Below are 19,793 nucleotides of genomic sequence, written 5' to 3' on the forward strand. Positions count from 1 at the left end.
GATGCTCAGATGGCTAAATATCACTCAGCCATTTTTATTAACTGTACACAAAAGTTGTCATTTTGTATTTTCGGTCTCTTTGTCGCTCGTACGTGAGGCTATTTTACGAGCAATACTATTGGCAGTTTCTTTTAGCAAGCTGCGCTTATGCTCTAAGCGAGGTAATGGGCGACTAAGCTCCATCGCTTTATACCCTAAACGCGCGGTAAAAATACCTGCACTTAGCCCTTGCGCTGCACGGCCCGACAATTTCCCCAGTAATTCAGCGCTTAGTGCCGTTGCTGCTAAATCTGAGACTAACTCTGCACTACCAACAAACAGTACTTGTTTCACTAATAAGCGGTACAATTTAATACGGCTTGCATAACCAAAACCAATACCGTAAATACGGCCAATTTGCTCAATGAGCTTAGTGCCACGCCATAGCACCGCCATCATATCGACTAAAGCCAACGGGCTTAGCGCAACCAATAAACCAGACTCAGTGGCAAAACGGTTAATCAGTTTTTTCGCTTGCTGATCTTGGCTGACCAATAAGCTATCGGCGTATAAGGTCATGATTTCTTTATCAGTATGGTGACTTGCTATTTGCTTCTTAAACCCTTCAAACCCAGTAAGCGTTTGATGTTTATTAAGCTTTTCTAGCCATGGTAATGCTTCACCTACTTGCTCGCTATTAAGTAAGCGGTCGGCCTCTGTGCGATGCAATTGATTACGCTTCAAACTTCTTAGCATGCGGTACTCGCGCCAAATAACACGGGCAATCAGTAGTACACCACTTAGAACAGCCGTTAAATACACCGAACCTAAAATAATTGATTGCTGAAACGTCACAAACAATGACATCGCAAACTCAAGTAACACTAACGCTAAAAAGCTAACAACAAACACCCCTTTTAGGGTTTGCCATTTCGACTTTTTATATACAGGCTCAAGCTCAATGCTATCTTGCTGCTGCTCTTCGGTGTCGATAAATTCGGCGTTTTCTATCACTTTAGCAACAGTTAGCTCCTTCGCTGGCTCTTCATTACTTGCAGAGCTTGAAATACGGCGACCCGCCTGAAAGTTCATCTCCTTTGGTTGCTCACTCATGTTAGTTTATCTCCTATCAGGTACTGCATGACATGATCTAAACGAATATGCTTTAACCGTTTATCAGGGCATGGCAGTGGCGAAAACGATAAGAACTCAAAGCCCTGTTTTGGCCACTCTTGTTTGTTAAGCAGGCGTGACGGCGGCTGCGGCGGTAAATACGTCAGCCATTCTTGCTCGCCTAAAGGCTTGCCATAAATACAAGCTAACTGCTGGCCTTTCTCAGCTACTTGGCGTGGCTCTGTTGCGCAGATAGATGACATTGCCATGGTTTCGATTTGCACACCTTCGAACTTTAAGTGATTCGTTTGGTCATGCACGATTGAATCAAGCAATAGCGCTAAATCTTTATGATATTGCGCGCTAATATGATCTGACTTATTGGCCGCAAACAATAGCTTGTCGATGTTTGGTTTAAACAAACGTTTAAAGAAGCTTGCTTCACCATAATTAAAGTGCGCCAGCAATTGGTTAATAACACGACTTTGCTCATGCAGCGTTTCGCTGCCTTCATTCAAGGCGCTGAGCACATCCACCAGCACAATTTGTCGGTCAAAATGACGAAAATGCTGCTCGTAAAAAGGTTTTACAACCTCTTTTACATAGGCTTTATAGCGCTTTTTAAGATGCGCTAGATTTGACCCTTCGGTTATTTCATCTGGCACATTCGAAACTGGGAAAAACTGCAGTAGCGGCGCCCCTTTAAGCTCGCCTGGCATCAGCATGCGACCTGGTTGTAACATGGCAAGTTTAGTGTCTTTTTTAAGGCCGACTAATAACTGTTGATAAAGCGCAGCAACATCAGCAAGTTTGATCTCATCAACACTGGCTGATAAATCAAGTTCAGCAAGGGCTGTTAAAAATGGCTTCGCTTTTTCGTTGCGTGCTGTTTGCTGCAAGAGTGAGTATTGTGACTCACACCAATCAGCAAATGATTGCTCTAGCATTGGCAAATCAAGTAGCCATTCACCTGGGTAATCAATAATGTCTAAATAGAGTGTTGATTGCGGTGCAAAATGACCACGCAGCCCCGAATTACTTTGGTACTTAATTGCTAAACGTAGCGTATTTATACGCTCGGTAGATGCAGGCCAAGCTGGCTCACCTTCAACAGGTAATAACGCTGATAAAGCATTTGTATATTCAAATGTCGGTATTGTCAGTGCTTGCTGCGGCACAATTTTTGTAGCGATATGACGCTTTTCGCGCATCACATCAAAAAAAGGTAAGTTTTTATCGTCAGCTTGACTGGTTAAGTGTTTAACCAAGGCGGTAATAAAAGCGGTTTTGCCGCTTCCACTTAAGCCTGTGACGGCTAACTTCACGTGTTGATCTAAACTACGATGAAGGGCTTTTTCCGCTTTATTTTTTAACGAATTAAAGGTGTTCTTTGCAAATGATTGGCTCATAAAGTGTCTAGCACCTTATTTGCGCTGGGTATCACGATGCAAACAAGGTGCGTATATGTCCTTTAAAGTTTGTTGATTTCACGGCTAACCGTAAATTCTGTTGATGTGACATAGCGTTCCATCTCTTGTAAACGACCATCAACTCGAGCAAGACGATCTTTTAAATCTTGCAATGCACGGCGAGGTGGTTCCCCTTTTTGCCATACTTTAAATTTTACTTCAAGCGGGTCTTGGTGAATGCTGTCTGCGCTTTTATCTGCTTTTTCAGTCGGTTTTTTGTCTAAAATAAACCAAGCAGCAATGTAAGCAACAACAATAAATGGACCACCAGATAGTAACACTGCTGTCACCACTAAAATGCGTACCAGCCAAAGCTCCATGTTAAAGTAATCGCTGATACCTGCGCACACGCCAGCTATTTTACCGCGCTCTGCGTCTCTAAATAATTCGCGTTTGGTACTCATACTTTACGTCTCCACTGCGGAGCCTCTTGATCAAGTAAGGCTTCTAATGTTTCAACACGCTCTGCCATTTTATCCGCTTTTTGTGCAAGCTCTAACAATTGGCGGTGTTCGTGTTCACTTAAACCTTGGCTCACTTGTTTTTTACTACGGTAATGTAAAATTAGCCAAAGTGGGGCAACAACCACCATAAAAACAATAATCGGTGCCATCAAAACTTCTGCGTCGAACATGGTACTCTCCTGTCAATCCGTTATATGTTTAAGCATTGGGGGACTCGCCCCCATTTATTATTTTTTATCTGCTAGTTTTTTCTTAAGCTCAGCTAGCTCATCATCAATCTTTTCGTCTTGCTGAAGACCAGCAATTTCGTCAGCTAATGATTTTTTACCAAGATCATAAGACTCTATTTGTGATTCTAGACCATCGATCTTACTTTCGTAACGTTCGAAGCGGTTTAAAGCGTCTTCAACTTTAGAGCTGTCGAGTGCTTTTTTAACTTCAAGACGCGACTCTGCAGAGCGTTGACGTAAGATGATTGCTTTTTGACGCGCTTTTGCATCAGCAAGCTTCTCTTGTAACGTGCTTACTTCTTGCTGTAATTTCTCGATGTGAGACTCTACATGCTCAAGTTCAGATTCAACAGCGGCGACTGCATCAGCTGACTTTTGCTTTTCAATCAGTGCTGCACGCGCTAAATCATCACGGTCTTTACTTAGTGCTAATTCAGCTTTTTCTTGCCAGTCTGCAACTTGAACTTTTAAAGTGTCAACGCGACGTACTAGCTCTTTTTTCTCAGCAAGTATTTTAGCTGATGTAGAGCGAACTTCTACTAATGTATCTTCCATCTCTTGGATGATCAGGCGAACCATTTTTTCTGGGTCTTCTGCTTTATCTAAGATGGCATTGATATTAGAATTAACGATGTCTGCAAAACGTGAAAAAATTCCCATAACATTTACCTCTTTGGTGTTTTAACTTAATCAGTTGGTATATCTAGTATCAATATGCTTGCCAACTTTTATAAACTTAGAATAACCCAATATATTCAAACAGTTAAACTAAATTTATAAATTTCTTTAGTTCTCCAAGATAATGAAATACACTAGATCTTAGTAAAAATGACTAAGAGTTAGGGAATATGAGCCAATTTCGCCAACAGGATAATTTACTCGGCCAATCTGACAGTTTTTTAAGTGTGCTTGATCAAGTTTCGCAACTAGCCAGTTTAGAGAAGCCAGTTCTTATTATTGGTGAGCGCGGTACGGGTAAAGAACTTATTGCAGCCCGTTTGCACTTCTTATCTAAGCGTTGGGACCAAAACTATATAAAGCTCAACTGTGCAGCGCTTAACGAAAACCTGCTCGAAAGTGAATTATTTGGTCATGAAAGTGGCGCATTCACCGGTGCCAGTAAACGCCACGAAGGCCGCTTTGAGCGTGCTAATGGCGGTACGCTATTCCTTGATGAATTAGCCAATACCTCAGCGATGGTACAAGAAAAACTACTACGCGTTATTGAATATGGCGAGTTTGAACGTGTTGGTGGTAAGCAAACCGTTAAAGTCGATACCCGTTTAGTCTGTGCGACCAATGAAGACTTACCAACCCTTGCTGAGCAAGGCGAATTTAGGAGCGACTTACTCGACCGCCTCGCCTTTGATGTTATTACCCTACCCCAGCTGCGTGAACGCCAAGAAGATATCATGTTACTAGCAGAACAATTTGCAATTAATATGGCTCGCGATCTTGAATGGGAGCTATTTAGTGGCTTTACTCGAAGCGCCATCGAAACGCTACAATCTTATGATTGGCCGGGTAATATTCGTGAATTAAAGAATGTGGTTGAACGTAGCCTGTATCGCCATGGTAACGAACATATTCCCGTACACCAGATTATTTTAGACCCATTTGCGAGTAAATTTAGACCGAAACAGCGTGTAAAAGCAGCCGTGAGCAGTGCCCCTGTTACAAACGTTGAATCAGCGCCTATTGCCACTACACAAAATCAAGACGTTGTGACACTCAATAAGCCCGACATTCAATTTCCTTGTAATTTAAAGCAGCTGTCTAACGACTTTGAAATTGATGTCATTAAAAAAGCACTTGAACATAGTCAATTTAACCAAAAGAAAACTGCAGAACACTTAGAATTAACGTATCATCAATTACGTGGCTATTTGAAAAAATACAATTTATTAGATCAGCAGCAATAGTTAGAGGCTAATCAGGTGTTTAAACCGTTACTTGCTTTGTCTTTGGTGTGCTTAGTAGGCTGCCTAGATAACGAAGAAAAAACCACAGAACAAAAAAACCAGGGCTTGGTCTATTGCGCTGAAGCAAACCCTGTGTCGTTTAATCCGCAAGTGACAACGACGGGGTCAACTATCGATATTATCGCCAATCAGCTTTATGACCGACTACTGAGTATTGATCCGGTGTCTGCCGAATTTCAGGCAGAATTAGCAACCGATTGGAAAATTAGCCCAGATGGCAAAGCAATCACCTTTACCCTACGTAAAGGGGTTAAATTTCATACCACAAAATATTTTACCCCAACCCGTGACTTTAACGCAGATGATGTAATTTTCACCTTTAGCCGCTTATTCGACGTCTACAACCCCTATCACTTTGTTGGCGATGCCAGTTACCCTTATTTTCAAAGTGTGGGTATTGATCAGCTTATTCGCCGTATTGTGCGTGTTTCTGATTACCAAGTACGGTTTGAACTTTATAATGCTGAAAGCAGCTTTTTAGCAAACCTAGCAACCGACTTTGCCGTGGTGTTATCCGAAGAATACGCCATGCAGCTTAAAGCACGAAATCAAGAAAACTTATTTGACCAATACCCGGTGGGTACGGGCCCGTATGTATATAAAGAATACCGCCGCGACCGTTTAATTCGCTATTACCGCAACCCAGACTACTGGAAACATCCGGTTGTGCTTGAGCAACTGGTGTATGACATTACGCCAAACGGCACCACACGCGTTGCGAAAATGCTCACTAAAGAATGTGATGTGACTGCGCATCCAAGCAGCGCGCAGCTAAGTATTTTATCGCAACGCGAAGACATTAAAGTTCAAAAAGAGCAAAACTTAAATATTGGTTACTGGGCTTTTAACACTGAGCGCCCACCTTTTGATGATGTGCGTGTACGCCAAGCACTCGCGAGCGCCATTGATATCGATAAAATTATGCAAGCGGTGTATTACGGTAATGGGATTAAAGCGCAGTCTTTACTGCCTCCCGCTTCGTGGGCATTTGAAGCGCAAAAAGCGATGCCAGAATTTAACCCTGCACTTGCTAAAACATTACTTGCCGAAGCGGGCTATAAAGATGGCTTTGATATGAATATTTGGGCCATGCCGGTAAGCCGAATTTATAATCCTAATGCCCGTAAAATGGCTGAGCTAATGCAAAGTGATTTACGTAAGATTGGCGTTAACGTCAATATCGTAGAATACGAGTGGAACACCTTTTTACAACGCGTTGGTGAGCATAGACACGATAGCGTATTACTTGGCTGGGCTGCTGATACGCCCGACCCTGATAACTTTATGAGTCCGTTATTAAGCTGCACCGCTACCTTCAGCGGTAAAAACCCGGCTAATTGGTGTGATCCTGAGTTTGACTTATTACTGACTCAAGCGCTTGACACCACCGACATAGAAAAACGTAAACAATATTACAATCAAGCCCAACGCATTATTGTTCAAGAGCTGCCTATTTTACCGATTGCTCATGGCATGCGTTTTCAAGCCGCAAGTAGTGATGTAAAAGGCATCAGCTTGAGCCCATTTGGCGGTATCTCGCTTGCTAATGCGAGGAAAGAATAATGATACTTGATTATATTCTTCGCCGCTTTGCCTTGTTAATGTTTATGATGCTGACGCTGAGTATCTTTACCTTTTCATTAAGCTTTTTGTTTCCGGGTGATGCGCTCACTAACTTAAGTGGTATTACGAACAGTACCTTCTCACAAACCAGTGCGCTTGAAGATAAGTTCCATTTTACTGACAACTATGTGGTGCAATACTTTGCCTTTTTAGACCGTATTTTACACGGTGATTGGGGTGTCTCTTTTGCATCAGGCGAAAGTGTATTTCAACATATCAAAGACTTATTTCCCGCAACACTAGAGCTAAGCGTATATGCATTGTTTGTCTCTGTTGCTGTTGGCGTACCTGCGGGTATTTTGGCGTCTGCCTATTACAAGCGTTGGCCAGACAAATTTATAAACTCAGGCACGCTGATTGGTTACTCAATGCCCGTATTTTGGTTAGCACTGTTGTTGATCATGGTGTTTTCACTGCAATTAGGCTGGTTTCCGATGTCTGGGCGCATGGGTTTACTTTATGAAATTGAACCAGTTACTGGCTTTATTCTCATTGATATCATTGTTGATGACTTTCCTTACCACGGCATGGCATTTTTAGATGCATTGCATCATTTAACTTTGCCAACCATAGTACTGGCTATGTATCCAACCACAGTATTAGTGCGTTTTACCCGTGATTCAATGTTGAAAGTGTTAGACCAAAGCTATATTAAAACAGCGCGAGCAAAAGGCTTAAACCGTGCTCAGCTGATTATTCACCACGCACTACGTAATGCGCTGCTACCGGTTATCAAGCAAATAGGTTTACAGTTTAGTACCTTGATCACCCTTGCGATGATCACCGAAGTCATTTTCTCATGGCCAGGCATTGGTCGTTGGCTAATCGATAGTATTTATCAGCGTGATTACCCTGCCATTCAAGGTGGTTTACTCGCTGTTTCTATGTTCGTTATTTTAGCTACCATTATTGCTGAGCTCACTTATACCTTATTCGACCCATTATCGCGGAACCAAGCTCATGGCAAAGTTTAATTTATTCTCTGAAGAGTCGAATAAATCGCCACTGGCGCGATTTTGGAAGAAATTTAAAACCAATCACCCTGCCCTTGTGGGTTTATGGTTATTTATCGCTTTAGTGTTACTGGCTGTATCTGCTCCCCTTCTTGCCCCCTATGGCGTTAACCAACAACATAGTGATGCACTGCTGTTACCGCCATCTTGGCATGATGCTGGAGATGTACGCTTTCTATTAGGCACCGACGATTTAGGCCGGGATGTGCTCTCACGCTTAATGAATGGCGCGACCTACACGTTTGGTTTATCGGTTGTCGCGGCTTTGATCACCACAGTGATTGGCGTATTAGTGGGTACTTTTGCTGGGATCAGCCGTGGAATTCGTTCAAGTTTTTTAAATCACTTGCTCGATATTACCTTATCGATACCTTCACTGTTGCTTGCCATCATTATTATCGCGATCCTTGGTCCAGGCCTGATGAATACAGTATGGGCAATTATTCTAGCCTTGCTGCCTCAGTTTATTCACTCTGTACGTAACTTGATTGTTGAAGAGCTAAACAAGGATTACATCACGGCATTTAAACTGGATGGTGCGTCAAATTGGCATATTCTCGCCCGTGGTATCTTTCCGAATATTTACGAGCATATTGTGGTTATTTTTACCATGGCGCTTTCTACAGCTATTTTGGATATCTCAGCGCTTGGCTTTTTAAAACTCGGTGCACAACCACCCACCACAGAATGGGGTGCTATTTTGGCTGAGAATCTGGGTTTAATTTACCTTGCCCCTTGGACTGTTGGCTTACCGGGCGTATTATTATTTTTAGCAGTACTGTCTACCAATTTAGTAGGTGACGGTTTACGCCAAGTGCTTAAAGAACGTAAGGCCGACTAATTATGCAATTACTCGATATTCGCAACCTCACGATAGAGTTACGTACCTCAGATACCGTTATTCGTGCGGTAGATAGAGTGAGCATGACCTTAAAAGAAGGTGAAGTACATGCATTGGTTGGTGAGTCAGGCTCAGGTAAAAGCTTGATTGCAAAAGCTATTGTTGGGGTTTTAAACAAGCGCTGGCATATTACCGCAGACCGCATGCATTGGCGTGGTGTTGATTTAATGCGCTTATCTAACGAACAGCGCCGTAAATTGGTTGGTCAAGACATTGCCATGATCTACCAAGATCCTAGCCGCTGCCTTGACCCAACTGCCAAGATATTTGACCAAATTGCCGAGACCCTACCCGCACAAGAAACCAGTGGTTTTTTCTTAAAACGTAATAGACAACGAAAAGATCGTGTTAAAGCATTAATTCATAAAGTGGGTATTAAAGATCATAAAAAGGTGCTCGACAGTTATCCTCATGAGCTCTCAGAAGGTATTTGTCAAAAGGTGATGATTGCCATGGCAATTGCGCGTACACCCAAACTACTGATTGCCGATGAGCCAACGACAGCCCTTGAGAGCACCACGCGTGCGCAAGTCTTTAGGCTATTAAAGAGCTTGAACCAGTTAAAAAACATGTCGATTTTAATGATTTCTCATGAGCTTGAAGAAATTGTCGAGTGGTCACACGGTATGCATGTATTGTACTGCGGACAAATGGTTGAAGCGGGTCCAACAAATCGTATCTTTAGCCAGCCGCACCACCCGTATACTCAAGCACTGTTAAAAAGTTTACCTGATTATGAGCAAGGGCTTGCTCACAAAGAGCCTTTTTATGCACTTAAAGGCACCATTCCAACCTTACAACATTTACCGATAGGTTGCCGTTTGGGGCCGCGTTGCCCACAAGCACAAAAAGAATGTGTGGTAACACCGAAATTGACCAAGCATCACAGCCACAGTTATGCCTGCCATTTCCCATTAATTAAGGCGATGAAATAATGCAACCGCTGTTAAAAGTTCAAGCGTTATCAAAGAGTTTTAACCTACGTGCAGGCTTGTTTTCGCGTAAACGATTCTCTGTTCTAAAAGATATTTCGTTTTGCTTAGGACAAGGCGAGACGATTGCCATTATTGGCGAAACTGGCTCAGGTAAAAGTACCTTGGCAAAATTACTGGCTGGAGCCGATAACGCCGATAAAGGGCAAATTCTACTCGATGGCAATATCATCGAAAATGATGGCTTACGTGACAACGACTGTCGCCACATTCGGATGATCTTCCAAGACTCTGAAGCGTCGTTAAACCCGGGTTTGACGATAGGCGACATGCTGAATGACTGTTTACAGTACAACACTGATTTAAACAAAGAAGCCCGTGAAGAAAAAATAAAACAAACTCTCGCAAAAGTGGGTTTGCTATTAGACCACCAACACTATTACCCACACATGTTTAGTAGTGGCCAATTGCAACGTATAGCGCTTGCAAGAGCTTTAATCTTAGATCCTAAGGTTGTGGTGCTAGATGAAGCGTTATCGTCTCTAGACCCATCTGTGCGCGCACAAACGGTAAACTTATTACTGCGTCTACAAAAAGATACCGGGCTTAGCTATGTGCTTATTACGCATCACCTAAGTTTAGTGCGTCATATTAGCGACCAACTTGTGGTACTTGATCACGGTGAAATTGTTGAATACGGCCAAACGGAAGCTATTTTCCAAGATCCACAGTCGGTGGTGACGCAGAAATTGTTGAACTGCTGATAGTGAGCTGTCAGCCGTAAGCTGTCAGTTTGATTCGGCGTTAAAACGCATCCCACGGGCCAACTTTACTCTTTCCCCTTGTAACTTTTTACTCGTATCAAAACTTTTTATACATCCCTTGGCTTTGTGGTGCGACAAACTTGTAGCCAAGCTTTTCGTAAAAGCCGGGTTTGTCGGCGACCATAGTGACATAACTACCTTCAAAGGCGGCAGATTCGATGTAGCGGTCAACATGTTCCATAATCACACGCCCTAACCCTTGCCCTTGATATTCAGGTGATACAGCAATATCAACCACTTCAAAATTACAACCACCATCACCAATAACTCGGCCCATGCCAATCAACTCATCGTCTTTGCGAATACAAATAGCATAGAGAGAGTTTGGCAATCCCGCCTTCGCTGCTGCTAATGAACGAGCGGATAAGCCAGCCTTAAGGCGCATTGCACAGTATTCTTCTGCACTTGGTAACTGCTCTATTAGGCGATACTCCATAAATACTCCTTGTAGTTGCGAGTGCGATTACCTTCAACGGTAACAAAAAAGGCGCCATAAGGCGCCTTTAATTTAAGTCATTTTGCTACTTATTCAGCAGCTTGCACAACTTTTGGTACTTTTACATCAGCTTGCGCTTTAAGTGCAGCGATGAATACCATGTAGTTTTTATTCACTTGAGCCATAGTGATGTTTTGCTTTTGTTGCTCGTTAATTTCAGCGTTAGCCGCTGGATTAACTGCTTTTAGTGCAACGATAGCCGCATCGCCATTGTTTAAGTCAACAACATCAACCTCTGGTGCACCTTGAGGGTGAGCCATTTTGAAAGCTTGTTGAACAATCGCAGGTGAAACTGTGTAAGCTTGGCGAGCAAGTGCAGCTTCTTGACGCACTGTTAAGCCTTCAGCTTGTGCAACATCATTTAAGCTCTTACCTGCTTCGATGTCAGCATACAATGTACGTGCTTTTTCTTTAGCAAGTTCAGATGCTTTTTGTGCAACTAACGTCGCTTTTATTTGCTCAGAAACATCTGCAAGCGCTTTCGTTGTCGCAGCTTTGTGATCGTTTACACGAACAACAACGGCATGCTCATCACCCACTTCAATCACTTCTGAATTCATGCGATCTTCTAACACTTCAGGAGAGAAAATAGCAGCAATCACTTGTGGATTGTTTAGTGGTTCAGGTAACGAGTTACGTGTCACTAGTTCAGTTTTTTGTACTTCAACACCAGCAGCTTCAGCGGCATCCGTTAAAGTATCTGAAATTTCAAACGCCAGCTCACCCATTTGAGTTTGCTTTTCATAAAACGCATTTACTTTCTTAGTACGTTCAAGTTCAGCACGAAGCTCATCTTTTACGTCAGCATATGGCTTAACTTGTTGTGTTTGAATGTCAGTAAGTTTGATGATGTGGTAACCAAATTCTGATTCTACAACGTCTGAAATGTCGCCTTTATTTTCAAGAGCATAAGTTGCATCTTCAAACGCTGGGTCCATCATGTCACGTTCAATCCAATCTAAGTCACCGCCCATTTCAGCGCTCACAACGTCATCTGAAGACGATTCAGCTAACTCAGCAAAATCAGCACCATTTTGTAATTGTGCTAGTAACTCTTCTGCTTTCGCTTTTGCTGCATCATCATCTTCGCTGTTATCAATTAAGATGTGCGATACACGACGCTTTTCTGGTTCAACGTACTGGGCACTGTTTTGCTCGTAATACGCTTTAATGTCGTCTTCTGAAACACTTGAATCTAGCGTTAGGTTTGCTGCATTTAAATCAATGTAACTAACTGATACTTGCTCAGGAGCCAAGAATTGCGGTTGATTTAATTCATAGTAATCAGCAATTTCTTGCTCACTCACCGCTACACCCGCTTGTAATGATTCTTTTGTCACAACAAGGTAATCAATACTACGCGTTTGCTGTTGTAGCGCTACGTTGTTGTTTAATTCGTTTTCAAGGATGAAATCAGTACCAGCAACTGCACCAACCAACTGGCTGCGTGTCATGTCTTCACGTAAATACTCACGGAAAGCGTCTGGTTGGAAATTCATTTGACGAATAACTTGTAAGTAACGGTCGTTGCTAAACTGGCCGCCAACTTGGAAGTAAGGCATTTCTAAAATAGCTTTACGAACACTTTCGTCGCTTACACGAAGACCTAATTCTGCCGCTAGTTGAGTTTGCAATTCTTGTTGTACTAAACGGTCAATTACGCCTTGGCGGATTTGTGCCATGTAATTTGGATCAGCAGCGATTTGTGCGAAGTATTCACCAAATTGTTGTTCTAAACGGTTACGTTCGTTTTGGTATGCACGGCTGAACTCGGTTTGGCTAATTTTAACTCCATTTACTTCTGCAACGGGTTGCTCTGTGGTTTGTCCTAAATAACCACCGATCCCAGCTAAAGCAAAAGATAAAATCACCGCGCCTAAAATAATTTTGGCTGCAGGTCCCTGCGAACCTTCTCTGATTTTCTCAAGCATTTATCTATCTCTATTCTGATCAGGTACAAATTATACCAATTAGCGAATTAAAAATTATTGCGGATTGGTATCAACCCTGCTCATGTAAAAAAAGCGTATCTTACCAGATACGCTTTTTCACTTGAAGTAACTGGTGATAAGTTACCTAAATTCATTTAAGTGTGCTTAGGTATCTCTCACCAACTAATCTTTATTGATTAGTTTACTGCGTCTTTCAGCGCTTTACCTGCTTTGAAAGAAGGAATGTTTGCTGCAGCAATCTGGATAGTCTCACCAGTTTGCGGGTTACGACCTGAACGTGCTGCACGCTCACGTACTGAGAAAGTACCAAAGCCTACTAGCGCTACTGAATCGCCATCTTTAAGAGCGCCTGAAACAGCCTCGATGAATGAATCTAGTGCACGACCTGCAGCCGCTTTAGAAATGTCAGCGTCAGCTGCGATTTGATCGATTAATTGAGATTTATTCACAATATCATCCTCTTTCATTGTTATTATCAAGAGCGATTGTTTTTATAAAAAATAACATCACTGTTTTGAAAATTTATGAGCAAATTAATTTTATGCTCAGTTTATTATATTTTTCTCAACCCTAGGCCACATAAGGCCTAGGCTTGAAAACTAGTGCTTAACTTATCATACCCTTTGTATTTGAAAAGCCCCTAATTGCACTTTTTTGCGGTTTTTTACTGGTTTTTTTCAGTTTCGACAGAAAAACTCTCAACTGGATGCTTCAAAGCCAGTTTTAAAACGTCATCAATCCATGTAACTGGGTGAATTTCAAGGCCCTCTAATACGTTATCAGGGATCTCTTTTAGGTCACGTTCGTTAATTTTTGGAATAATAACAGTCTTAATTCCACCACGATGTGCTGCTAGAAGCTTTTCTTTTAAGCCACCAATTGGTAATACTTCACCACGTAACGTGATTTCACCCGTCATCGCAACATCTGAGCGTACCGGGTTACCCGTTAAGCTTGATACCAAACCAGTTACCATCGCAATACCAGCACTTGGGCCATCTTTTGGTGTCGCACCTTCAGGCACGTGCACATGAATGTCACGTTTTTCGTAGAAGTCGCTATTAATGCGTAGTTTTTCAGCACGATTACGAACGACTGTCATTGCAGCCTGAATTGACTCTTGCATCACATCGCCAAGTGAACCGGTGTAAGTTAGCTTGCCTTTACCTGGTACGGCTGCTGATTCAATCGTCAGTAAATCACCACCTACTTCAGTCCATGCAAGGCCCGTTACTTGACCAATGCGGTCGCCGTCTTCAGCTTTGCCATAGTCAAAGCGCTGCACACCTAAGAACTCTTCAAGATTGCTATCGTCGATAACAACTTTCTTGGTGTCTTTATCAAGTAAGATGTTCTTAACCGCTTTACGGCATAGTTTTGACACTTCACGCTCTAAATTACGAACCCCCGCTTCACGAGTGTAGTAGCGGATGATGCCAATAATTGCGCTGTCAGCAATCTCAACTTCGTCATCTTTTAAGCCATTACGCTTAACTTGTTTAGGAATTAAGTGTTGCTTAGCAATGTTTAGCTTCTCATCTTCGGTGTAACCCGAAAGGCGAATAACTTCCATACGGTCTAATAATGGACCTGGGATATTAAAGCTATTTGACGTTGCCACGAACATCACGTCTGATAAGTCGTAATCAACTTCTAAGTAGTGATCAGCAAAATGGCTATTTTGCTCAGGATCAAGTACTTCAAGTAATGCTGATGCTGGGTCGCCACGCATATCTGATGACATCTTATCGATTTCATCCAATAAGAATAATGGGTTCTTTACACCTACTTTAGTCATATTCTGGATTAACTTACCTGGCATTGAACCAATGTAAGTACGGCGGTGACCACGAATTTCTGCTTCATCACGTACACCACCTAATGCCATACGCACATATTTACGACCGGTAGAACGTGCAATTGACTGACCTAATGAGGTTTTACCTACACCAGGAGGGCCCACTAAACATAAAATTGGACCTTTTAGCTTATTAGTGCGCTGTTGCACCGCTAGGTACTCAATAATGCGTTCTTTAACTTTATCTAGGCCGTAATGGTCACTATCTAAAATCTTTTGTGCGCCAGCTAAGTCTTTTTTCACTTTAGAGCGTTTTTTCCAAGGCACATTGATAAGCGTATCAATGTACGAGCGCACCACAGTTGCTTCCGCCGACATAGGCGACATCATTTTTAACTTAGCAAGCTCAGCATTGGCTTTTTCTTGCGCTTCTTTAGGCATGCCTGACTCTTCGATACGCTTTTTAATCGCTTCGAATTCATCAGGTACATCATCAAGTTCGCCCAGCTCTTTTTGAATCGCTTTCATTTGCTCGTTGAGGTAATACTCGCGCCGCGATTTTTCCATCTGCTTTTTAACGCGTGTACGGATTTTTTTCTCAACTTGCAGTAAATCGATCTCACCTTCCATAAGTGCCATTAAGTATTCAAGGCGCTCAGTGACATCGGCAATCTCAAGTACTTTTTGCTTCTCAGGAACCTTCAGTGGCATGTGCGCTGCCATAGTATCGGCAAGGCGTGCAGCTTCATCAATACCTGACACTGAAGTAAGTACTTCAGGTGGGATCTTCTTATTAAGCTTTACATAACCTTCAAACTGGCTCACAGCACTACGAATGAAGATATCTTGTTCTTGTTCGTCGATATGGCCTGATTCAATAAACTGTGCTTCTGCAACAAAGAAATCATCGTTATCTAGAAACGTTTCAACGCTTGCACGTTGCGTGCCTTCAACTAGCACTTTTACTGTGCCATCAGGCAGCTTTAATAACTGAAGTACTGTGGCAATGGTGCCAACACGGTAGATATCATCTTGCTGTGGATCATCAACAGAGGCGTCTTTTTGCGCCACTAGGAAAATTTGTTTGTCCTTGTCCATCGCCGCTTCTAGGCATTTTATTGATTTTTCACGACCAACAAATAGCGGGATCACCATGTGTGGATACACCACTACATCGCGCAGTGCCAACACGGGGATTTCGACTCGATCAGTTCTCTCAAGCGTCATTATATTCTCTTCGCACTTCATTTATTTTAAAGATTACTCAAGTATATGGGGATATGTAAGGGAAAGTTCAACATATTTATAAAAAAAGGAGCCTTTGGCTCCTTTTTCGTGTTCAACTGCTTAACTTTTAAACTATTACAGCTTTATTCTGATGCAGCTTTGTCTTGGTTACCGCTTTGGTAAATCAAAATTGGATCTGATTCGCCTTTAATCACGGTTTCATCGATAACCACTTTGCTCACATCATCCATCGAAGGTAATTCATACATAGTATCAAGTAGTACACCTTCAACGATTGAACGTAAGCCACGGGCACCTGTTTTACGCTCCATTGCCTTGTGAGCAATTGCACTCAATGCATCTTCGCGGAACTCAAGTTCAACATCTTCCATCGCAAATAATGCAGAGAACTGTTTAGTTAATGCATTTTTTGGCTCACTTAAGATTTGAATAAGCGCTGCTTCATCTAGTTCTGTTAGTGTTGCAACAACCGGAAGACGACCAATAAACTCTGGAATTAAACCATATTTAACTAGATCTTCTGGCTCAACATCTTTAAATGTTTCGCTAAGGCTGCGACTACCTGATGATTGCTTAACTTCAGCGCCAAAACCAATGCCGGTATTTTTATGGCTGCGTTGTTCAATCACTTTATCAAGGCCAGCAAATGCACCGCCACAGATAAATAGAATTTTCGATGTATCTACTTGCAAGAACTCTTGCTGTGGATGTTTACGACCGCCTTGTGGTGGCACAGACGCAACCGTCCCTTCTATGAGTTTAAGTAAGGCTTGTTGTACACCTTCACCTGATACGTCACGGGTAATCGATGGATTATCAGACTTGCGAGAAATCTTGTCGATTTCATCAATGTAAACAATACCACGTTGCGCTTTTTCAACGTCGTAATCACATTTTTGCAGTAGCTTTTGAATAATGTTCTCAACGTCTTCACCTACATAACCCGCTTCAGTTAGTGTCGTTGCATCAGCCATCGTGAATGGCACATCAAGTAAACGAGCCATGGTTTCAGCAAGTAATGTTTTACCACTACCTGTAGGGCCGATTAATAAGATATTACTCTTGCCGAGCTCAATGTCCGCATTAATTGTTTGATTACGTAAACGTTTATAGTGATTGTATACCGCAACCGACAGCACTTTTTTCGCGTGGTCTTGGCCAATCACGTAATCATCTAAGTGATTACGAATTTCTTTCGGCACAGGCAGTTTATCAGACGCATTATGCTTCGGCGCAATGTCTTTGATTTCTTCCCTGATAATATCGTTACACAGCTCAACACATTCATCACAAATATATACTGAAGGGCCAGCAATTAATTTGCGAACTTCGTGCTGGCTTTTGCCGCAAAAAGAGCAGTATAACAATTTATTACTTTTGTCGCCGTCTGTAGGAGTGTCAGACATTCAGCTACCTCATTTATTACGTTGGCAGTAGCGCGAGGCTACTGCTAATTCACTATGTTTAACTATATCAAAGATTATTAGTTTTCGCATAGTAAAGGGTGATAGCTAACAATACGATATTATTAGCTATTCAGATTACTTCGAATCGCGGCTTGAAAATACTGAGTCAACTAGGCCGTATTCAACAGCTTCGCTTGCGCTCATAAAGTTGTCGCGATCGGTATCACGAGATACAACTTCTAGCGGCTGACCAGTATGTTCAGCCATTAAACGGTTTAGCTTATCTTTAATTGATAAGATTTCACGGGCGTGAATTTCAAAATCAGACGCCTGACCTTGGAAACCACCTAATGGTTGGTGGATCATCACACGTGAATTCGGTAAACAGAAACGCTTACCTTTAGCACCACCTGATAATAAAAACGCCCCCATACTTGCCGCTTGGCCAACACAAATTGTGCTTACGTCAGGTTTGATAAAATTCATGGTATCGTAAATTGCCATACCAGCAGTTACTGAACCACCAGGCGAATTGATATAAAGGTAAATATCTTTCTCTGGGTTCTCTGATTCTAAGAACAGCATTTGTGCAAGAATCAAATTAGCCATGTTATCTTCAACTTGGCCTGTTAAGAAAATAATGCGCTCTTTTAAAAGACGTGAGTAAATATCATATGAGCGCTCACCTTTCGCTGTTTGTTCAACAACCATAGGGACTAATGCGTTTAGAGGGTCTATCATACCGCTATTCATTCTTATTTAATTCCTTATCCGTCGCGACTCATCCTTACTATAAGGAAAGCACATTTATACTAATGTTAATTAAGCTGTCTGTTCAATCTTTATAAGTATATAGGAACTTATCAGAACAAATTCAATCCTTGTCGAAAAAAGTTCTGAATTAACATCAGTTTTGTTGTTTTTTGAGAAACTACTTAGCACAAACTAAAATGGCCCGAGTACACTGTATAAATACAGGGTAACACGAGCCATTTAATCGTTAGCGAGAGCTTAAGTCAATGACTTATTAAGCACCTTGCTGTGGATTCATGATGTCGTCGAATGCTTTTTCAACGTCAGTCACGTTTGCTTTAGCTAGGATAGCTTCAACTGCTTGCTCTTCCATAGCTACGTTGCGCATTTGCTGCATAAGTTGATCATTTGCTTTGTAGTACTCTACTACTTCAGTTGGATCTTCGTATGCAGAAGCTACAGTTGCGATTAACTCTTCAACTTTAGCGTCGTCAACTTTAAGCTCGTTCGCTTTAATTACTTCACCTAGTAATAGGCCAGTTTTAACGCGAGTAACAGCTTGCTCGTGGAATAATTCAGCTGGAAGCTCAGGCATGTTTTGAGCGTTGCCACCGAAACGTTGTGCAGCTTGCTGACGTAGTGCATCAATTTCTTGATCAACTAGCGCTTTAGGCACTTCGATTTCGTTGTTAGCTAAAAGACCTTTGATTGCTTGGTCTTTAACGTTAGCTTTAACCGCTTGGTCAAGCTCACGTGTCATGTTCTTTTTAACTTCTTCTTTAAGAGCATCAACACCGCCTTCAGCTACGCCGAATTTAGCTGCGAACTCATCGTTAAGCTCTGGAAGCTCTTGCGCTTCAACTTTTTTCACAGTGATTGCGAAAGAAGCAGCTTTACCTTTAAGGTTTTCAGCGTGGTATTCTTCAGGGAATGTTACTTCAGCAACAACTTCTTCGCCTGCTTTTTTACCAACGATGTTGTCTTCGAAACCTGGGATCATACGACCTTGGCCAAGTTCTAGAGGGAAGTCTTCAGCTTTACCGCCTTCGAACTCTTCACCGTCGATAGAACCAACGAAGTCGATAGTTACACGGTCTTTCTCGCCTGCAGCTGCGTCAACTTCAGCCCAAGTAGCGTGTTGCTTACGTAAAGTTTCTAGCATGTTAGCTAGATCTTCGTCAGTTACAGATACAGCTGGTTTTTCAACAGCGATTTTATCTAAACCTTGGATTTCAACTTCAGGGTAAACTTCGAAAGTTGCATCGAATTCTAAATCTTTACCAGCTTCTAACGCTTTAGGAGCGAAAGTAGGTGCACCTGCTGGGTTAATTTTTTCTGAAACGATTGCTTCAATGTAGTTGCGTTGCATTAATTCGCCAGCAACTTCTTGACGTACTGCAGCACCGTAACGCTTGTTGATGATAGACGCTGGAACTTTACCAGGACGGAAACCATCGATACGCTGGGTTTTAGACAGTTGTTGTAAGCGTTTTTTTACTTCAGTCTCAACGTTCTCTGCAGGAACGGTGATGGTCAGACGGCGCTCAAGGCCTTGAGTCGTCTCAACAGAAACTTGCATGATTTACCTCAATCTTCAATTTTGGCGACTG

The 19,793-nt window shown here is 42.2% G+C and carries 18 protein-coding genes; 6 read left to right on the forward strand and 12 right to left on the reverse strand.

Annotated features, from left to right (window positions below):
* Positions 1–57: 57 nt before the first annotated feature.
* The 5 genes from P4S60_RS11345 to pspA all read right to left on the reverse strand — a co-directional run bounded on the left by P4S60_RS11345 (position 58) and on the right by pspA (position 3,915).
* A complete protein-coding gene (locus P4S60_RS11345; protein ID WP_337116028.1) occupies positions 58–1,092 on the reverse strand; it encodes a TIGR01620 family protein in 1,035 nt (344 codons plus the stop codon).
* Positions 1,089–2,501 carry a YcjX family protein gene (locus P4S60_RS11350; protein ID WP_337116029.1) on the reverse strand — a complete coding sequence of 471 codons (1,413 nt, stop codon included), beginning with the start codon at positions 2,499–2,501 and terminating at the stop codon, positions 1,089–1,091. The genes P4S60_RS11345 and P4S60_RS11350 overlap by 4 nt, the downstream gene beginning before the upstream one ends.
* Before the next feature lie 62 nt (positions 2,502–2,563).
* On the reverse strand, positions 2,564–2,965 hold the full coding sequence (pspC, locus tag P4S60_RS11355) for an envelope stress response membrane protein PspC (RefSeq protein WP_063706824.1): 402 nt from the start codon (positions 2,963–2,965) through the stop codon (positions 2,564–2,566).
* Positions 2,962–3,195 carry an envelope stress response membrane protein PspB gene (gene pspB, locus P4S60_RS11360; RefSeq protein WP_036969793.1) on the reverse strand — a complete coding sequence of 78 codons (234 nt, stop codon included), beginning with the start codon at positions 3,193–3,195 and terminating at the stop codon, positions 2,962–2,964. Before pspB ends, pspC begins: the two co-directional genes overlap by 4 nt.
* Positions 3,196–3,252: 57 nt before the next feature.
* Positions 3,253–3,915 carry a phage shock protein PspA gene (pspA, locus tag P4S60_RS11365; RefSeq protein WP_337116030.1) on the reverse strand — a complete coding sequence of 221 codons (663 nt, stop codon included), beginning with the start codon at positions 3,913–3,915 and terminating at the stop codon, positions 3,253–3,255.
* 188 nt (positions 3,916–4,103) lie between these two features.
* Between pspA and pspF the strand changes: the two genes are divergently transcribed.
* From pspF to P4S60_RS11395, 6 genes are read left to right on the forward strand one after another with little or no spacing between them, the layout of a single operon-like run.
* Complete coding sequence (gene pspF / locus P4S60_RS11370; protein WP_337116031.1) at positions 4,104–5,177, forward strand: phage shock protein operon transcriptional activator; 1,074 nt, start codon at positions 4,104–4,106, stop codon at positions 5,175–5,177.
* A gap of 15 nt (positions 5,178–5,192) precedes the next feature.
* Positions 5,193–6,800: an ABC transporter substrate-binding protein gene (locus P4S60_RS11375; protein ID WP_063706821.1), complete on the forward strand. Its 1,608-nt coding sequence runs from the start codon at positions 5,193–5,195 to the stop codon at positions 6,798–6,800.
* Positions 6,800–7,834: an ABC transporter permease gene (locus tag P4S60_RS11380; protein ID WP_063706820.1), complete on the forward strand. Its 1,035-nt coding sequence runs from the start codon at positions 6,800–6,802 to the stop codon at positions 7,832–7,834. Before P4S60_RS11375 ends, P4S60_RS11380 begins: the two co-directional genes overlap by 1 nt.
* Complete coding sequence (locus tag P4S60_RS11385; RefSeq protein WP_054562068.1) at positions 7,821–8,714, forward strand: ABC transporter permease subunit; 894 nt, start codon at positions 7,821–7,823, stop codon at positions 8,712–8,714. The genes P4S60_RS11380 and P4S60_RS11385 overlap by 14 nt, the downstream gene beginning before the upstream one ends.
* Before the next feature lie 2 nt (positions 8,715–8,716).
* Positions 8,717–9,709 (forward strand): peptide ABC transporter ATP-binding protein, encoded by a 993-nt coding sequence (locus P4S60_RS11390; RefSeq protein ID WP_063706819.1) that lies wholly within the window; start codon positions 8,717–8,719, stop codon positions 9,707–9,709.
* On the forward strand, positions 9,709–10,470 hold the full coding sequence (locus tag P4S60_RS11395) for an ATP-binding cassette domain-containing protein (RefSeq protein ID WP_063706818.1): 762 nt from the start codon (positions 9,709–9,711) through the stop codon (positions 10,468–10,470). Before P4S60_RS11390 ends, P4S60_RS11395 begins: the two co-directional genes overlap by 1 nt.
* 97 nt (positions 10,471–10,567) lie before the next feature.
* Here the strand turns inward: P4S60_RS11395 and P4S60_RS11400 are convergent, their stop codons facing one another.
* The 7 genes from P4S60_RS11400 to tig form a co-directional block, all read right to left on the reverse strand.
* The gene (locus P4S60_RS11400; RefSeq protein WP_337116032.1) at positions 10,568–10,966 is read right to left on the reverse strand and encodes a GNAT family N-acetyltransferase; all 399 of its coding nucleotides are present in this window, start codon (positions 10,964–10,966) and stop codon (positions 10,568–10,570) included.
* Positions 10,967–11,055: 89 nt separating this feature from the next.
* Positions 11,056–12,957 (reverse strand): peptidylprolyl isomerase, encoded by a 1,902-nt coding sequence (ppiD, locus tag P4S60_RS11405; protein ID WP_119852158.1) that lies wholly within the window; start codon positions 12,955–12,957, stop codon positions 11,056–11,058.
* A gap of 197 nt (positions 12,958–13,154) precedes the next feature.
* Positions 13,155–13,445 carry an HU family DNA-binding protein gene (locus P4S60_RS11410; protein ID WP_175580427.1) on the reverse strand — a complete coding sequence of 97 codons (291 nt, stop codon included), beginning with the start codon at positions 13,443–13,445 and terminating at the stop codon, positions 13,155–13,157.
* A 197-nt stretch (positions 13,446–13,642) separates the two neighbouring features.
* On the reverse strand, positions 13,643–16,003 hold the full coding sequence (gene lon, locus P4S60_RS11415; RefSeq protein ID WP_337116033.1) for an endopeptidase La: 2,361 nt from the start codon (positions 16,001–16,003) through the stop codon (positions 13,643–13,645).
* A gap of 143 nt (positions 16,004–16,146) precedes the next feature.
* Complete coding sequence (gene clpX / locus P4S60_RS11420) at positions 16,147–17,430, reverse strand: ATP-dependent protease ATP-binding subunit ClpX (RefSeq protein ID WP_054553147.1); 1,284 nt, start codon at positions 17,428–17,430, stop codon at positions 16,147–16,149.
* 135 nt (positions 17,431–17,565) lie between these two features.
* Positions 17,566–18,183 (reverse strand): ATP-dependent Clp endopeptidase proteolytic subunit ClpP, encoded by a 618-nt coding sequence (gene clpP / locus P4S60_RS11425; RefSeq protein ID WP_063706814.1) that lies wholly within the window; start codon positions 18,181–18,183, stop codon positions 17,566–17,568.
* A gap of 274 nt (positions 18,184–18,457) precedes the next feature.
* Positions 18,458–19,762: a trigger factor gene (gene tig, locus P4S60_RS11430; RefSeq protein ID WP_063706813.1), complete on the reverse strand. Its 1,305-nt coding sequence runs from the start codon at positions 19,760–19,762 to the stop codon at positions 18,458–18,460.
* Positions 19,763–19,793: the final 31 nt, after the last annotated feature.

Source organism: Pseudoalteromonas sp. Hal040 (assembly GCF_037162425.1).
Taxonomy (GTDB): domain Bacteria; phylum Pseudomonadota; class Gammaproteobacteria; order Enterobacterales; family Alteromonadaceae; genus Pseudoalteromonas; species Pseudoalteromonas gelatinilytica.

Bases quoted from the DNA above. Each gene is read 5' to 3' on its own strand.
- ppiD (WP_119852158.1), bottom strand. From the start codon at position 12,957: ATGCTTGAGAAAATCAGAGAAGGTTCGCAGGGACCTGCAGCCAAAATT.
- P4S60_RS11390 (WP_063706819.1), top strand. From the start codon at position 8,717: ATGCAATTACTCGATATTCGCAACCTCACGATAGAGTTACGTACCTCA.
- P4S60_RS11380 (WP_063706820.1), top strand. From the start codon at position 6,800: ATGATACTTGATTATATTCTTCGCCGCTTTGCCTTGTTAATGTTTATG.
- P4S60_RS11350 (WP_337116029.1), bottom strand. From the start codon at position 2,501: ATGAGCCAATCATTTGCAAAGAACACCTTTAATTCGTTAAAAAATAAA.
- tig (WP_063706813.1), bottom strand. From the start codon at position 19,762: ATGCAAGTTTCTGTTGAGACGACTCAAGGCCTTGAGCGCCGTCTGACC.
- pspA (WP_337116030.1), bottom strand. From the start codon at position 3,915: ATGGGAATTTTTTCACGTTTTGCAGACATCGTTAATTCTAATATCAAT.
- pspC (WP_063706824.1), bottom strand. From the start codon at position 2,965: ATGAGTACCAAACGCGAATTATTTAGAGACGCAGAGCGCGGTAAAATA.
- P4S60_RS11410 (WP_175580427.1), bottom strand. From the start codon at position 13,445: ATGAAAGAGGATGATATTGTGAATAAATCTCAATTAATCGATCAAATC.
- P4S60_RS11385 (WP_054562068.1), top strand. From the start codon at position 7,821: ATGGCAAAGTTTAATTTATTCTCTGAAGAGTCGAATAAATCGCCACTG.
- pspB (WP_036969793.1), bottom strand. From the start codon at position 3,195: ATGTTCGACGCAGAAGTTTTGATGGCACCGATTATTGTTTTTATGGTG.
- pspF (WP_337116031.1), top strand. From the start codon at position 4,104: ATGAGCCAATTTCGCCAACAGGATAATTTACTCGGCCAATCTGACAGT.
- P4S60_RS11400 (WP_337116032.1), bottom strand. From the start codon at position 10,966: ATGGAGTATCGCCTAATAGAGCAGTTACCAAGTGCAGAAGAATACTGT.
- P4S60_RS11395 (WP_063706818.1), top strand. From the start codon at position 9,709: ATGCAACCGCTGTTAAAAGTTCAAGCGTTATCAAAGAGTTTTAACCTA.
- clpX (WP_054553147.1), bottom strand. From the start codon at position 17,430: ATGTCTGACACTCCTACAGACGGCGACAAAAGTAATAAATTGTTATAC.
- P4S60_RS11345 (WP_337116028.1), bottom strand. From the start codon at position 1,092: ATGAGTGAGCAACCAAAGGAGATGAACTTTCAGGCGGGTCGCCGTATT.
- lon (WP_337116033.1), bottom strand. From the start codon at position 16,003: ATGACGCTTGAGAGAACTGATCGAGTCGAAATCCCCGTGTTGGCACTG.
- clpP (WP_063706814.1), bottom strand. From the start codon at position 18,183: ATGAATAGCGGTATGATAGACCCTCTAAACGCATTAGTCCCTATGGTT.